Source organism: Stenotrophomonas sp. STEN018, assembly GCF_056760235.1.
The window spans coordinates 12,646-26,957 of the sequence record NZ_JBRREK010000003.1 but is presented as its reverse complement, the minus strand read 5'-3'; the positions used below and the strand labels follow the sequence as shown (position 1 = coordinate 26,957).

General features: G+C 64.3%; 14 protein-coding genes. 6 read left to right on the top strand and 8 right to left on the bottom strand.

Annotated elements, in window-relative coordinates:
• Positions 1–6: 6 nt before the first annotated feature.
• The 3 genes from ACVOMB_RS01840 to ACVOMB_RS01830 are packed head-to-tail and all read right to left on the bottom strand — an operon-like array spanning position 7 to position 4,906.
• Positions 7–2,430 carry an ATP-binding protein gene (locus tag ACVOMB_RS01840; protein ID WP_481529687.1) on the bottom strand — a complete coding sequence of 808 codons (2,424 nt, stop codon included), beginning with the start codon at positions 2,428–2,430 and terminating at the stop codon, positions 7–9.
• A complete protein-coding gene (locus tag ACVOMB_RS01835; RefSeq protein WP_481529686.1) occupies positions 2,427–4,247 on the bottom strand; it encodes an EAL domain-containing protein in 1,821 nt (606 codons plus the stop codon). Before ACVOMB_RS01835 ends, ACVOMB_RS01840 begins: the two co-directional genes overlap by 4 nt.
• A 17-nt stretch (positions 4,248–4,264) precedes the next feature.
• Positions 4,265–4,906 (bottom strand): DUF4126 domain-containing protein, encoded by a 642-nt coding sequence (locus ACVOMB_RS01830; protein WP_481529685.1) that lies wholly within the window; start codon positions 4,904–4,906, stop codon positions 4,265–4,267.
• A gap of 168 nt (positions 4,907–5,074) precedes the next feature.
• Here ACVOMB_RS01830 and ACVOMB_RS01825 point away from each other — a divergent pair, with 168 nt between their 5' ends.
• From ACVOMB_RS01825 to ampE, 5 genes are all read left to right on the top strand, one after another.
• Complete coding sequence (locus ACVOMB_RS01825; RefSeq protein WP_481529684.1) at positions 5,075–5,815, top strand: DUF6776 family protein; 741 nt, start codon at positions 5,075–5,077, stop codon at positions 5,813–5,815.
• A 2-nt stretch (positions 5,816–5,817) separates the two neighbouring features.
• The gene (locus ACVOMB_RS01820; protein WP_481529683.1) at positions 5,818–6,252 is read left to right on the top strand and encodes a bactofilin family protein; all 435 of its coding nucleotides are present in this window, start codon (positions 5,818–5,820) and stop codon (positions 6,250–6,252) included.
• A gap of 32 nt (positions 6,253–6,284) precedes the next feature.
• Entirely contained in the window at positions 6,285–6,671 is a 387-nt protein-coding gene (gene erpA / locus ACVOMB_RS01815) for an iron-sulfur cluster insertion protein ErpA (RefSeq protein ID WP_481529682.1), read from the top strand.
• Positions 6,672–6,732: 61 nt separating this feature from the next.
• Positions 6,733–7,644, top strand: a complete 912-nt coding sequence (gene nudC / locus ACVOMB_RS01810) for an NAD(+) diphosphatase (RefSeq protein WP_481529681.1) — start codon at positions 6,733–6,735, stop codon at positions 7,642–7,644.
• A gap of 66 nt (positions 7,645–7,710) precedes the next feature.
• Complete coding sequence (ampE, locus tag ACVOMB_RS01805) at positions 7,711–8,595, top strand: regulatory signaling modulator protein AmpE (protein WP_481529680.1); 885 nt, start codon at positions 7,711–7,713, stop codon at positions 8,593–8,595.
• Positions 8,596–8,739: 144 nt separating this feature from the next.
• On the opposite strand, the gene ACVOMB_RS01800 is transcribed toward ampE, so the two are convergent.
• From ACVOMB_RS01800 to ACVOMB_RS01780, 5 genes are all read right to left on the bottom strand, one after another.
• Positions 8,740–9,150: a DUF2752 domain-containing protein gene (locus ACVOMB_RS01800; protein ID WP_481529727.1), complete on the bottom strand. Its 411-nt coding sequence runs from the start codon at positions 9,148–9,150 to the stop codon at positions 8,740–8,742.
• 10 nt (positions 9,151–9,160) lie between these two features.
• Positions 9,161–9,469 carry a CD225/dispanin family protein gene (locus ACVOMB_RS01795; protein ID WP_481512352.1) on the bottom strand — a complete coding sequence of 103 codons (309 nt, stop codon included), beginning with the start codon at positions 9,467–9,469 and terminating at the stop codon, positions 9,161–9,163.
• Between the two features lie 27 nt (positions 9,470–9,496).
• Positions 9,497–9,829: a hypothetical protein gene (locus ACVOMB_RS01790; RefSeq protein ID WP_481529679.1), complete on the bottom strand. Its 333-nt coding sequence runs from the start codon at positions 9,827–9,829 to the stop codon at positions 9,497–9,499.
• Positions 9,830–9,924: 95 nt separating this feature from the next.
• On the bottom strand, positions 9,925–11,814 hold the full coding sequence (locus ACVOMB_RS01785; protein WP_481529678.1) for an MFS transporter: 1,890 nt from the start codon (positions 11,812–11,814) through the stop codon (positions 9,925–9,927).
• Positions 11,815–11,896: 82 nt separating this feature from the next.
• Positions 11,897–12,769, bottom strand: coding sequence for a LysR family transcriptional regulator (locus tag ACVOMB_RS01780; RefSeq protein ID WP_481529677.1), 873 nt, complete (start codon positions 12,767–12,769; stop codon positions 11,897–11,899).
• A 97-nt stretch (positions 12,770–12,866) separates the two neighbouring features.
• Between ACVOMB_RS01780 and ACVOMB_RS01775 the strand changes: the two genes are divergently transcribed.
• Complete coding sequence (locus ACVOMB_RS01775; protein WP_481529676.1) at positions 12,867–14,069, top strand: MFS transporter; 1,203 nt, start codon at positions 12,867–12,869, stop codon at positions 14,067–14,069.
• Positions 14,070–14,312 lie beyond the last annotated feature (243 nt).

Below are 14,312 nucleotides of genomic sequence, written 5' to 3'. Positions count from 1 at the left end.
GCGGAATCACTCCTGCGTTTGCGCGCGCTGATCGGCCTGATAGCCGTTCAGTGCCATGCGCGCGCGCGAAAACTCGGCCACGATCAGCGCCACCATCACGGTGGGCCGCTCCAGCGTGCCACTGCGCGCGCCGTGCTCAAGCCGGCGCGCGGCTTCAGACAGGGCCAGTACGCCGACATTGGCGCTTGAAGACTTCAGGCTGTGCGCGAGCTCGCCCAGTCGCTTCAGGTCGGGCATCACCGCTGCTTCCTGCAGATGCCGCACCAACTGCGGGGTCTCGTCCAGGAACACGTCGATGATGGCGTTGATCTCATCGCCGGCAATCTCGAACAGTTCATCCAGCACGCTGCGCTCCAGTATCGAGGCGGTGATGCCATCGGTATGGGCGGTGGAGGCGGCGGCCAATGCATTGGCGGAGAGGTCGGTGCTGGGCATGCTGGTAACCGGATCGGCAGTTGCGGTGGATGCGGGCTTGAAGGCCAGCAGACAGTTCAGGAGTTGTGCGCGGGAGATGGGTTTGGACAGGTATTCGTCCATGCCGCTGTCCAGGCAGCGCTGGCGGTCGCCAGCCATGGCGTTGGCGGTCATGGCGATGATTGGCAGGCGGCTGCTGGCACCGCTGTTGGCTTCGTGCTCGCGCCAACGGCCGGTGGCGGCAAAGCCGTCCAGTACCGGCATCTGGCAGTCCATCAGTACCGCGTCGTAGCGCTTGGCGTGCATCTTGTCGAGGGCGATGGCGCCGTTCTCCGCGGCTTCGGTGCTGGCGCCGAGGACCTTCAACAGTTTCTGCGCCACCATCAGGTTGACCGAGTTGTCCTCGACCAACAGCACCAGCATGCCGGCCAGGTCAGCGCCTGCGTTGGCGGTGCTGATGACCGCGGCTGGCGCTGTCACCGGCTTGCTTTGCGTGCTTGCAGGGAAGCCTGCAGGTGCAGCTGTTGCCGCTGTCGAAGTGGATGTAGTCGCAACCGGCGTTATCGCAGCCGCAAAGGCGGTGCTCGGCAGGAGTGCAGGAGGTGGGCCGGCAGCAAGCTGCAGCGGTTCGGCCAGGGCATTGCGCAACTGGGTATCGGGTAGTTGGCGCGGCAGCAGGGTGGCGCCATCGCGCAGTACGTCGGCGATCGGGGCGTCGCCATATAGCCACAGCAGCCGTGGACGGCTGTCATCCATGCGCTCGACCGCGCGCTGCAGGGCCGGCGCGCTGTTGCGCAGTGGCTCCAGATCGCCGATCACGGCATGGAAAATACCGGACACGGTGGGCTTGCGCAGGCGTTCCAATGCTTCCTGCAGGTTGTTGGCGACAACCGGCTGGTAGCCCCAGTTCGGCAGTATCAACTGCAGCCGCTGGCGCAGCCGCTGCTCGGGGGTGACCAGCAGCACCTGGCGCACTTTGCGCAGGTGGTCGGGCTGGTGCAGGTCGCCGATGACTTTCAACAGCGGAATTTCGAACCAGAACGTGGAGCCACGCAGGGGTTCGGAGTGCACGCCGATGCTGCCGTGCATCAGGTCGACGATGCGCTTGCAGATGGCCAGGCCCAGCCCGGTGCCGCCGTACAGGCGGGTGGTGGACGCATCAGCCTGGGTGAAGGCGTTGAACAAGCGTTGTTGTTGGCTGGTATCCACGCCGATGCCGGTGTCACGCACTTCAAAACGCAGGCGGTGCTGTGCAGCGGTTTCGCCCAGGCGCTTTACGTGGATGCTGATTTCGCCAAGTTCGGTGAACTTGATCGCGTTGACCAGCAGGTTGCCCAGTATCTGCCGCAGCCGCACCGGGTCGCCACGCACTGACAGGCGCACTGCAGGGTCGATGTGCAGCGACAGGCGTAGGCCCTTGTGCTCGGCGGCTCGCTGCATCAGCCGCAACATGCCGTCCAGGGTTTCGCGCAGGTTGAAGGTGGTGATTTCCAGCTCGAAGCGGTTCGCTTCCAGCTTGGAGTAATCGAGGATGTCGTCGACGATGCGGAACAGTTGCCGTGAACTGTCGGTAGCGGTGTCGAGCATGTTGCGCTGTTCCAGGCTCAGCGGGCCCTGTGCCACCAGCTCCAGCATTGGCAGGATGCCGTTCAATGGTGTGCGGATTTCATGGCTCATCGTGGCCAGGAATTCGCTCTTGGCCAGAGTGGCGGCTTCGGCGGCCTGTTTGGCTTGCAGCAGCGCTTCCTGCAGCGTGCTGTGGTCCTGTGCGGCAACCTGCAGGCGGGTGTTTTCCAGCACCCGCTCTTCGATCTGCAGTTGCAGGTCATGCGCCTGCCGCAGTTGCTGGCTGGCGCCGATGGCTGCCAGCAGCGCGGCGACCGCAGCGACGCCAGCGCAGGCAGTGGCGGCCACGGCAGGGATGGCGGGAACGAAGCTGAGCGCGCAGGCGGCCGCGGCGCAGCCTGCTGCCAGCAGTGCCCAACCGCGCGCAGCGCCCGATGCAGCCGCGCTCACAGCACCGCGTTCTGGAAGTCGAAGTTGAGCTCGCTGCCAGCGCGTTGCACGACGTTGCCCTGGATGAAGTCGATGCCGCCCATCCACATCGCGGCAGCCGCCTGCGGGTCTTCGATCTGCTGGCCGATGATCTGCAGGTTGGCGCGATGGGCAAGGTCGATGGTGCCGCGCAGTTCGTCGCGCAGCTTCTGGTTGGTGTGGCTTTCGGCGTAGCGCGCGGCCATGCGTACAAAGCTCAAAGGCAGCTGGGTCAGCAAGGCATTGGCTTCGGTACCGGGTTCAAACTGGCTCAGGCAGAACTGCACGCCGGCCGGCATCAGCTGCGCGCAGAACTGTTGCAGGCTTACCGCATGCACCAGTGCATCGGACAGGCGCACATCGATGACCAGCCCATTGCCGGCTACCTGTCGTTCCTGCAGCGCATTGAGCAGCCATTCGGCATAGGCACTGCGTGACAGCGAGCGCAGCGACTGCGAGACGAACAAGCGCATCGGTGGTTGCGCGAACTGATACAGATGCAGCAGGCCCAGCGCGTGTTCCACAACCTGCTGGTCAAGGTCGGCGATGCGTCCGGCGGCTTCGGCCGCGGGAATCACCTGGCCGGCAGACAGCAGGGCGCCGGTGCTCTGGCGCAGGCGCAGCAGTACCTGGTATTGCGCGGTGTCGCCGCCGGCAACGGCGACGATCGGCTGGTAGGCAAGTTCGATCTGGCCATCGAGCAGGGCCAGGTGTTCGTTGTTGATGGTGACGTCGTTGCTCTCGTAGGCAGCAATGCCAGTGCTGCTCAGGCGTGCCTGCAGGGCGGTGCGCTCCACTGCTTCCAGCGCGGTGTCAGCATCGTTCAGATCCTGCGACAGGTTGGCGTGGCCGACCACGCAACGCAGGAATACGGATTCGTCTTCGCGCGGTGCAAACGGCTGCGCGGACAGACCATCACGGACCTGCTGCGCCAATGCCGGTACTGCCGCTTCTTCGATGCCGCGGCTGAGCAGCAGGAAGCTGTTGTCATTGAGGCGGGCCAGCTGGTGCGGGCGCAGGTTCTCGGCCAGGCGTTGCCCGGCCTGCACCATCAACCGTTCGTAGCTGGCATAGCCATAGCGCTCACGCAGCCCCAGCGCGCTGGCGATCTCGATGAACATCAGGCCGGCCGGTTGCCGCTCGGTGATGGCAGTCTGTAGCTGCTGCATCACGTTGTGACGGGTCGGCAGGCCGGTCTCGGGGTTGTTCATCAATGGGCCGGCGTCGGCCTTGCCCAGCGACTGCATGCGGTTGCGACGGATGCGGTTGGCGACTGCGGCGACCAGGTGGCGCGGCCGGATCGGTTTGACCAGCACGTCGTCGGCGCCGCAGTCGAGCACTTCGAACTGGCGGTCCGGGTCGGCTTCGCCGGTCAGGAACACGATCGGCAGCAGCTGCTGGTGTGGCTGCTGGCGGATCATCGCGGTAAGGCGCATGCCGTCGAGCCCGGGCATGTGCAGATCCATCAGGATCAGGTCCGGGCGGTGTTCACTGATGGCCTGCTGCACACCTTCCACTTCCATCTGCACGAAGGCCTGCATGCCGGCGCCATGCAGCACGCTTTGTGCAAACAGTGCCTGCGAGCGGTTGTCCTCGACGATCAGCACGCGATAGGGAGTGTCATCACCGACATCGCTGGCCATGGCCGCCGCACCTGCATCGGCGTCTGGTTTGAGCTGCGCCTGCACGGCCTCGGTGGGTGGCGCATTGCGCACACTCCAACGCTGCCAGTAATCGGCCGGTGGGGTTTCCGCGCGCAGCGGGCGGTTGGATGCGGTAAGAGTGTCGTTGCTGGCCATCGAGGGGAATTATGTGCTCACGGGGCGGGGGGCAGCGAGTGGTCACCGGGTTTGCGCATTGCCGAAGCTGGCGCGTCGGTGCTGGCGAACATGCGTTTGAGTCCGCGCCATAGCATGCGCCACACCAGCCATACCGTCAGCGCGCCAATGATGCTGGCGCTGAGCACGAAGATAAGTGCCAGCCATGGGTGCGCCAGTGCCAGCGCCAAGCTGCCGATCACCACGCTGTCTTCGGCAAACGAGGCTACCCAGTTGCTGGCCGGCTCCGGTGAGGTGTTGAGCAGGGCGCGGGTGCCGGCCTTCAGGCCGTGGCTGGTCAGCGCAATGCCTGCGCCCGCGGCCAATACGCCGGTACTCAGTTCGCCATTGGGCGACAGGGTGGCAGCGGCGAGGAAGGCGCCGGCCGGCACCCGGGCCAGGGTCTGCAGCAGATCCCAGATGGAATCCACGCCGGGGATCTTGTCGGCAAAGAACTCGGCCACGGCCAGGGCGCCGGAGGTGCCGAGCACCCACCAGGACTCGGTGGCCTGCAATGCCGGCGGCAGGTCTACCCAGCCCATCAGTCCGGCCATGCCGACGCCGAACACGGTCAGATAGACACGGATGCCGGCCAGCCAGGCCAGCAAGATGCCGATGACGAATACGTGGGCTTCGGTCATGGGGAGAGTCCGGCCGGGGTACTGTGAGCAGGTCCACAACTATCGAGCATGCCTGCGGTGAATGCCAGCCGCCAACGCGCAAGCGCGTGTGCATTGCTGTCGTTTACACTGGCCCGTCGTTCCAGATCGAGCACGGGTGTCGCCCTTCCGGGAGCACTGGAGCCTGCCATGACCAACCGACCTTCTTCACGTTTCAAGATCACCCCGCATGGCGGCGCGACCCCGCGCCCAAGCTGGGTGCCGATCGCTGTTCTGGCGGCAGCATGGCTGCTGTCACTGCTGCTGGTTGGCTGGCTGGCGGCGCGCTACGCCTCGCCCGATGCTGGCGGCATGCGCGAGAAGCTGCGCCAGAGCGAGGCTTTGGTCGGCCAGCAGCGCAGCCAGCTGGAGGAATTGCGGCAGCGACAGGCCACGCTGGAGGCATCGGACAAGATCAGCCGCGCTGCCAACAACGAAGTGCAGACCTCGTTGGCCGAGCGCGACGAAGAAATCGCCGGCCTGCGCGCCGATGTCGCCTTCTATGAACGTCTGGTCGGTTCGACCAGTCAGCGCAAGGGGCTGAACGCGCATTCGGTGGAATTTTCCCCGGAAGCGGCTGGCACTTGGCATTACAGCGTGGTGCTGACCCAGAACCTGAATCGCGGTGCGATCAGCCAGGGCCAGATGCGATTCTCGGTTGAGGGTGTGAAGGACGGAAAGCTGACAACCGTCAGCTGGGATGACCTACATCAGCGCAAAGGCGTGCCCGGGCAGGATTATTCCTTCCGTTATTTTCAACAACTGGACGGTAGCGTGATGCTGCCCCGGGATTTCACACCGCAACGTGTGCGAGTCTCCCTGTCCGGATCCGGGGGGGGCTCCAACCAGACATTCGATTGGAAACTCGCTGGCAACGGCAGAGGGGAATAAACATGTTCAAAAGCAAATCCAAGCACGATACCGACCTGTCCGTAGATGCCCTGATCGGCTCCCAGGTGGAAATCCGCGGTGACGTGGTGTTCAGCGGTAGCCTGTATGTGGAAGGCCGCATCATCGGCAAGGTGATTGCCGAGGAGGGCGCCAAGGCCATGCTGACCCTGGCTGAACACGGCCGCATTGAAGGCGAGGTACGGGCCGCCGTGGTGGTGCTCAGTGGCAGCATGGAGGGCGACGTCCATGCCAGCGAGCGGATCGAGCTGACCCCTAGCGCCCGTGTCACCGGCAACGTGCATTACACCGTGGTGGAAATGAGCGCCGGTGCACAGCTCAACGGCCGCCTGCTGCATACCGCGGCGATGGCCGCACTGCCGGCACCGGATGCCAAAGCCATTGAGAAATCCAAGAAAGCTGAAGCTACTGCGGCTTGAAACAGGGGCTTGTCGCCCCCATCCTGAGCGCCATGAGCACCTTAGTTTCCCTGCCTGGCATGCAGCCGGCGCCTGATTACCAGTCCCTGGACCGTCCGCTGAACTTCACACCGGCGGCTGCCTCCAAGGTGCGTGAGCTGATCCAGGACGAGGGCAATGCTGCGCTCGCCCTGCGTGTCTACATCCAGGGTGGTGGCTGCTCCGGCTTCCAGTACGGTTTCGAGTTCGATGAAAACCGTGCCGAAGACGATCTGGCGGTGGTCACCGAAGGCGTCACCCTGCTGGTCGATCCGCTGAGCCTGCAGTACCTGATGGGCGCCGAGGTGGATTACAGCGAAAGCCTGACCGGCGCCCAGTTCGTGATCCGCAACCCCAACGCCCGCACCACCTGCGGCTGCGGTAGCAGCTTCTCGGTCTAAGCCGTTCCGGCCGTACTGCGGCTGGTTGCGCTTGTGCTGCTTTGTCGTCAGGCTCTGGCGGATGCTGAATTCTGAATCCCGTATTGCCGGGCACGCCTTTGTCGGGGCGCCCTTGGACCGTGCCGATGCCCTGCGTGGGGATGCCGATGCGTTGGCTGCGTTGTGGCCAACGGCACAGATATTGGTGTTGGACACCGATGGCACCGCGTTTGCCGATGATGACCGGCAAGCAGCACTGTTCAGTGGCAATGATCTAGGCGGTGGCCCGGGTACGGCGATCTTCCTTGGCCTGCGCGAAGGCCGCGCCTGGTTTGTGGCCGAGGCGGCAACGCTGAGCGTGCAGGCACCGCAGCGCATGGACCTGCGTCAGGCCGCAGTGACCTGGCCGGCCGAGCTGGCCGACGTGTTCTGTTATGCCCGCGGGATGTCGTACTGGCACTCACGCAATCGATTCTGTGGCGTGTGTGGCTCGCCGGTGCGGTTTGGTCGCTTCGGTTTCATTGGCCATTGCGATCAGTGCCGCACCGAGCACTACCCGCGCGTGGACCCGGCGGTAATCGTCGCGGTCGAAAACAATGGCCGCCTGTTGCTGGGCCGGCAGAGCAGCTGGGTCGCGCGCCGCTATTCGGTGCTGGCTGGTTTTGTCGAACCCGGTGAAACCTTCGAGCAGACCGTTGCCCGTGAAGTATTCGAGGAAGCGCGGGTGCGGGTGATCCAGGCGCAGTACCAGGGCACCCAGCCGTGGCCGTTCCCGGGCGCCTTGATGGTGGGCTTCCGCGCCAGCGCGCATGACGACGTGCCGACCGTGGATGGTGAGCTGGAAGACGCGCGCTGGTTCAGTGTTGACGAGGTCGGCGCGGCGCTGCAGCGTGAGAGCAAGGACGACGGGCAGGGCATCCTGCTGCCACCGCGGCTGTCGATCGCGCGCACCCTGATCGAGCAGTGGTACCAGAGTCAGCGCCGTGAGGGCTGATGACCGCGCAGTTTGCCGGGCGTTGCAGCGCTGGCAGGGCCTACAATCACAGGCCGGAGGGATCGCATGTTCACAACTTTGGTAGCGGTAATCGCCGCACTGGTGCTCGGCCATCTGGCGCCCGCGCTGCTGGCCACGTTGCGCGATTGGCGCTGGTTCGGGCGTTGCCTGGGTTGGCTGCGTGCGCAGCTGGGCGAGTCGGCCGCGCGCTACAGCGTATTGCTGCTGATTGCGCCCTGCGTATTACTGATCGGCTTGCTGCAGTGGGCCTTCGCCGAGCGTCTGTTCGGCTTGCCCGCCTTGCTGTTCGGCATTGCGGTGTTGGCGCTGTGCTGGGGCCCGCGCGATCTGGACCGTGATGTCGAAGCGGTGATCGATGCTGAAGACGAGGCTGCTGCTGCATTGGCGGTATCCAGGCTGCAGGCCGCAGGTGGCAGCATGCGTGAGGACGCCGTGGGCCTGGTCGAGGCGACCGCGATCAATGCGCTGCGGCGCTGGTTCGCGCCGCTGTTCTGGTTCCTGTTGCTGGGGCCGTTGGGCGCGGTGTTGTACCGGTTGCTGGCGCAGTCCTCGCAAGGTCTGCAATCAACACTGCTGTCCGCCGAAGAGCGACGTGCCGGTGATTGGCTGCTGGCCGTGCTGGAGTGGCCGGTGGCACAGCTGATGACGCTGTCGATGGCCTTGGTGGGCAATTTCGACACGGTGTTTTCGGCTTGGCGGCGAGCTGCTGGCAATCGCTGGGCGCTGCAACTGGGCTTTCTGGCCGAGGCAGCACGCGCCAGCGTTGGTGCCGAGCTTGTCGAAGAGGCTGAGGAAGCGCGGCTGGCCGGGCAGGTACCGGTCGACGAGCGCTACCCGGAACTGCGCGATGCGATGAGCCTGGTCTGGCGCACGTTGCTGCTGTGGATGGCCTTGCTGGCGCTGCTGGTCATTGCCGGTTGGGTGGGCTGAGCCAGTAGACTGCCCGCTCGGGCGAGCAGGATTACGGCCAACAGCCGGGCTTCTTGTCTGTACGTAGTGCCGAGCCATGCTCGGCATAGGCCTTGCCGGTACACCCCCACCGCGCGCAGCTGAACCAACCGCTTGAAAGGGCTTTCAGGTTGGCGCGAGCAGGGTAAAGGGGAACCACGGCAGGTTGCGCGCGAGCCAGTACGAAGGCAGCAAAACCAACCAAAGCTTCGGCTCCATGACTACTCGCATCAGCGGATTCAACCAACGCGGCTGCCAGCCGGCCGACCACAGGGTCATCAGCGGAATCAACGCCAGCGTGATGAGGCCGAGGGGGTTCATCGAAAATGCCCGGGCTATATCGCCGTGGGCCAATGCATGCAGTGCGCGGGTCAAGCCACAGCCGATGCAATAGTGGCCGGTGAAGGCATAAAACATGCAGGGCGGAAACGGATTGCCGGCAGCGTTTGGATCAAACTTCCACAACAACCACGCACCCGCCGGGACGGCGACAGCCATCCCGGCCAGTGCAAGCTTGTGGCTGGTTTTAAGCGTCAGCGCCAAGGTATTACTGGTACTGCTGCAGCATTTCCATGTAACCGGCACTGCCGACCATGGCGAAGTAGCCGATGTTGATCAGCAGGCCGAGGATGGCCATGCCGGTAGCAACCCAGCACCAGGTCTTGGCGTTGTTGGAAGCGCGGCGGGCGCCTTCCAGGTCACCCTGGTTCAGCAGCGTGTTGACCTTGCTGGAGAACACGATCGCAACGATGCCTACCAGGCCCAGTGGGCAGCACAGGCAGGTAGCCAGAACAGTGGCGATGATCGACCACGCCAGGTGGTTGGGAATGCTGGTGTTGGTGTTGACGGCGTTCATCCATTTCTCCGATAGGACAACAGGGGGTTACTTTGACTTGCAGGCATTCGCCGCAGTCAGCGGCGAGATGATCATTGTGGCAATCCAGCATAGGGGCCAGGTGATGAAACCGATGAAAACAAAGCACAGCAGGAAGTTGACGAAGGCAATTGCCCAGTAGCCGAACATGATGATCAGGCCGGTGGCGACATTGCCCGCATAAAGGTGGCCAATGCCGAAAACCTGGAAAAACCCCGGCAGCACTTCCAGCAACGCTGCTATCCCGCCGGATTTCTGCGGATGGTAGTAGTGGTGTACCTGCTGCGGCGCGGTTGGCGGCGCAGGTGGCACGGCTGGCAGTGATGGCGTGGCGTTGTCCATTGTCCCCTTGCTCCTTGGCTGTGCCGCGTTCCCCGGCAGACACATAGGGGGGTAGCCTAGCCACTTGTCCTATTTCTGGAAAGTGGTTTCCCTACTCAGGCCTCGTCACCGCGCAACTTGCGGACCAGGATTTCGAGCTGGGCGGCATCGGTATGGGCGCCATCCACCGGCGGTCCGGCGACAACTTCGATATGCGCGCGGAAGCGGCGCGGCACCCGCATCTGCCCCAGTCGGCTATCGCGCCGGCTCCACATGCTGGACCACATGCCCTTCAGCGCCATCGGCACCACCGGCACCGGGCGCCGTGCCAGGATCTTCTCCACCCCGGACTTGAAGGCGGCAATCTCGCCGTCCTTGGTCAAGGCGCCTTCGGGGAAGATGCAGACCAGTTCGCCTTCAGCCAGCGCCGCATCCACCTCGTCGAAGGCGCGCTGCATGAGCGCTGCGTCTTCCTTGGGGCTGGCGATCGGGATGGCCTTGGCGGTCTTGAAGATCCAGCGCATCACCGGCACGTTGAAGATCTTGTAGTACATGACGAAGCGCGCCGGGCGTGGGATCACCGCCGACAGGATCAACGCATCCATATAGCTGACGTGGTTGCAGACGATCAGCGCGGCACCCTCGTCCGGCACATTGTCTTCAACGCCGTTGACCCGCAGCCGGTACAGGGTCCGCACCATCACCCAGCTGAGGAAGCGCATCAGGAACTCGGGCACGATGCTGAAGATGTAGACCGCGACAACGATATTTGCGACGGCCAGTGCCAGGAACAGCTGCGGGATGCTCCACTTGAACACGCTCTGGGTGATCAGGCCCAGCACCGCTGCCAGCACGATGAAGCCGGAGTTCTGGATGTTGAGCGCGGCGAACACGCGCGACATTTCCGACTTGGGGGTGCGGCTCTGGATCAGCGCGAACAGCGGCACCACGAAGAAGCCGGTGAACAGGCCGATGCCCAGCAGGTCGATGATGATGCGCCAGCTGCCGGGCTGCTGGATGAAGCCGGCAACATCCAGCCCGGCTGCGGTCACCGCGCCGGTACGGGCGAAATACAGATCCAGCAGGAACGCACTCATGCCGAACGCGCCCAGCGGCACCAGGCCGATTTCGACGATGCGCCCGGACAGCTTCTCGCATAGCAGCGAGCCGACGCCGGTGCCCAGCGAGAACAGCGCCAGCGCGAAGATGTACAGGACCTCGTCGCCGCCCAGATTCACCACCGCATAGGTCGGCAGCTGCGAGGTCAGGACGGTGCCGAAGAACCAGAACCAGGACACGCCGAGGATGGCGTTGCGTACCGCCTTCTGCTTCTTGGCCAGGCGCAGCACCACCAGCGATTCGCTGATCGGGTTCCAGTTGATCTTCAGTTCCGGCGCACCGGCGTCCACGCGCGGGATCATGCGTGCGGTGAAGTTGCCGATCAGGGCAAGCGCAATGATGGCCACGGCAGCAACGATCGGGCCATGGGCGCCGGCCAGCGCGAAGATCATGCCGCCGGCGATCATGCCGGTGAGGATGGAAATGGAGGTGCCCATTTCCACCAGGCCATTGCCGCCGGTCAGTTCCTCAGGCTTGAGGATGGACGGCAGCACCGAGTATTTGACCGGGCCGAACAGTGTCGATTGCAGGCCGGTACAGAACAGCGCAATCAATAGCACCGGCATGTTCTGGGTGAGGAAACCCACCGCCGCCAGCGACATCACCACGATTTCCATGGTGGTGGTGATGACGATGAGCTTCTGTTTTTCCAGCTTCTCGGCGATCTGCCCGGCCAAGGCCGAAAACAGGAAGTAGGGCAGGATGAACAGTGCCGGCGCCAGATTGGTGTACAGCGTGCGTTCTTCGCTGCTGACACCGAGGTAGAACAGCAGGCCGATGATCGCCTGGCGATAGATGTTGTCGTTGAACGCACCCAGCGCCTGGACGATGAAGAACGGGAGGAAGCGGCGCTGCTTGAGCAGGGCGAACTGATTGTGGCCGGACATCGTGACTCCTCGGTGCTGCGCGGCACATTAGCAGAACCGCGTGGCGCTATTGGTCAAGCCGAGCTCGCATTGCAGACCGGTCTCAAGCGTCGCTGACGGGTAACAGTCCCAGCAATGCACGTGCAGCGGGGGTCGGGTCGGCTCGCCATACCGCGCAGGTGCGGAAGCGGAATTGCTCAGCCAAAGGCCGTACAAGCGTGCGCTGCATGCGCGCGGCCATGCTGTCCGGCACCACCGCCACCGCCAGGCCGGCGGCAACCAGCTGCTGCTGCAGTTCACTGTGGGTGACCTCGTATTGCAGTTGGGCCTGGATGCCACGTTCGCGCAGAGCGTCATCGAGCATGCGGCGCACCCCGGCACCGGGCACCAGGGCAGCCAAGGGCAGGCCTTGCAATGCTTGCAGCGGGACTGCCGCGAGACTGGCCAACGGATGATCGATGGGCATCACCAGCGACAGACCTTCCTCATGCAACAGACGGTGCTGCGGCGGCAGGGTGATCTGCGGGCCAACGCCGACCAGTGCCACGTCCAGGCTGCCTTGCTCCAGTTCGGCCAGCAGTACATCGCTCATGCCGGCTTTAAGGTGTACCTCGACAGCAGGGTGCGCGGCCCGGAACGCCGCCAGCAATGCCGGCACATCGACCACGTTGAGCGAGGTGATCTGGCCAATGTTGATGCGGCCCCGCACCGTGCCCAGGGTCAGCGCCATTTCCTCCTGCAGGCGGGCGGCGGCCTGCAGGGTCAGTCGGGCGTTGTGCAGGAAGACCTCGCCGGCGGCGGTGGGCCGTACCCGGCGGTGGCTGCGCTCGAACAGGCGCGTGCCGAAGGCATCCTCCAGCCGCGCGATCTGGTGGCTCAGCGCCGACTGTACGGTGTGGCAGCGGGCCGCTGCAGCGGTGAAGCCGCCTTCCTCGGCCACGGCGACGGCGAATTCGAGCTGGCGCAGGGTAAACATACCATCACTGAAACAGATGGATGGGATGAAAACAATACATTGGCGTCATTGATGGCGGCGGCTCAGACTTGCCCCTGTTCCCGCCGTGGTCTCCCCCATGAATACCCCCGCATCCCCCTCCCACCACCGTCCCTTGAGTCAGGCCCAGGTTCTGCTGCTGGCCGCAGCCACCGGCCTGATCGTGGCCGGCAACTACTACGCACAGCCCTTGCTGCAGATCCTTGCGCAGGAGTTCCAGATCAGCGCCGAGCAGGCCGGCTGGGCGGTGACGGTGGCGCAATTGGCCTATGCCGTTGGGCTGATGCTGATCGTGCCACTGGGTGACAGGCTTGAGCGGCGACGTCTGATCGTCGTGCTGTTCGTGTTGGCCGCGGTGGGTTTGGCGATCAGCGCGACCGCGACGCACTTCATGCAGTTGCTGGTGGGTACGGCGCTGTCCGGGCTCAGCGCGGTGGCGGCGCAGATCATCGTGGCGCACGCGGCGGGTCTTGCCGAGCCGGAGCAACGTGGCCGGGTGGTGGGCACCATCATGGCCGGCTTGCTGCTGGGCATTCTTCTTGCGCGCACCGCCTCCGGTGTGCTGACCGGTTTGGGTTCCTGGCACACCATTTATTGGGTGGCTTGCGTGGCGCTGCTGGTGTTGGCGGTGGTGCTGGCGCGGCTGCTGCCCGCCCATCAGCCCAGCGCCACGCTGTCTTACCCGCGTCTGATCGGTTCGGTGTTGGTGCTGTTGCGTGACGAGCCGCTGCTGCGTCAGCGCTCGTTGTTGGGGGCGTTGTCGTTTGCTGCCTTCAGTGTGTTCTGGACGCCGCTGGCGTTCCTGTTGTCTGGCCCTGCCTATGGCTATTCGATCGCCACGATCGGCTTGTTTGGTCTGATCGGCGCGGCCGGTGCGCTGGCTGCCAGCAGCGGCGGCAAGCTGAGTGATCGTGGCCATGGCCGCGCGGTGGCGGTTGGCGGATTGTTGATGATGCTGCTGTCGTGGGTGGTACTGGCATTTTCGCCGGTGTCGCTGGCAGCCCTGGTGGTGGGTGTGTTGTTGCTGGATATCGCCGTGCAGGCAGTGCACATCAACAACCAGAGCGTGATCTACCAGCTGGATGAAAGTGCCCGCAGCCGCATCACCTCGGCCTATATGACCTGCTATTTCATTGGCGGTGCCAGCGGTTCGGTACTGAGCACGGTGGCCTGGGCGCGCTATGGCTGGACGGGCGTCTGCGTGCTGGGTGGCCTGGTCTCCGCGATCGGCCTGCTGGTGTACTTCCTGCCAGCCCGCCGTGCAGTTGTAGGAGCGGCGTAAGCCGCGAAGCTGGTGGTGGTTCCGTTGAAGGATTGCCTGCACTCACCATGCACTTGTGGGAGCGGCGTGAGCCGCGAAGCTGGCAAACGTTCCGCTGAAGGATTGCCTGCACTCATCATGCACTTGTGGGGGCGGCGTAAGCCACGATGCTGGCGATGGTTCCGTTCGCGGGTTGCGCTGCAAGACTTGCCCTTCCTGGAGATAGAACCAAGGGCGAAATCAACCGCACCCCTCCCCAACCCT

Coding starts and splice junctions, on each gene's coding strand:
- ACVOMB_RS01830 (WP_481529685.1), bottom strand. CDS start 4,906: ATGACCGAAGCCCACGTATTCGTCATCGGCATCTTGCTGGCCTGGCTG.
- ACVOMB_RS01820 (WP_481529683.1), top strand. CDS start 5,818: ATGTTCAAAAGCAAATCCAAGCACGATACCGACCTGTCCGTAGATGCC.
- ACVOMB_RS01785 (WP_481529678.1), bottom strand. CDS start 11,814: ATGTCCGGCCACAATCAGTTCGCCCTGCTCAAGCAGCGCCGCTTCCTC.
- ACVOMB_RS01780 (WP_481529677.1), bottom strand. CDS start 12,769: ATGTTTACCCTGCGCCAGCTCGAATTCGCCGTCGCCGTGGCCGAGGAA.
- nudC (WP_481529681.1), top strand. CDS start 6,733: ATGCTGAATTCTGAATCCCGTATTGCCGGGCACGCCTTTGTCGGGGCG.
- ampE (WP_481529680.1), top strand. CDS start 7,711: ATGTTCACAACTTTGGTAGCGGTAATCGCCGCACTGGTGCTCGGCCAT.
- ACVOMB_RS01795 (WP_481512352.1), bottom strand. CDS start 9,469: ATGAACGCCGTCAACACCAACACCAGCATTCCCAACCACCTGGCGTGG.
- ACVOMB_RS01790 (WP_481529679.1), bottom strand. CDS start 9,829: ATGGACAACGCCACGCCATCACTGCCAGCCGTGCCACCTGCGCCGCCA.
- ACVOMB_RS01835 (WP_481529686.1), bottom strand. CDS start 4,247: ATGGCCAGCAACGACACTCTTACCGCATCCAACCGCCCGCTGCGCGCG.
- erpA (WP_481529682.1), top strand. CDS start 6,285: ATGAGCACCTTAGTTTCCCTGCCTGGCATGCAGCCGGCGCCTGATTAC.
- ACVOMB_RS01825 (WP_481529684.1), top strand. CDS start 5,075: ATGACCAACCGACCTTCTTCACGTTTCAAGATCACCCCGCATGGCGGC.
- ACVOMB_RS01775 (WP_481529676.1), top strand. CDS start 12,867: ATGAATACCCCCGCATCCCCCTCCCACCACCGTCCCTTGAGTCAGGCC.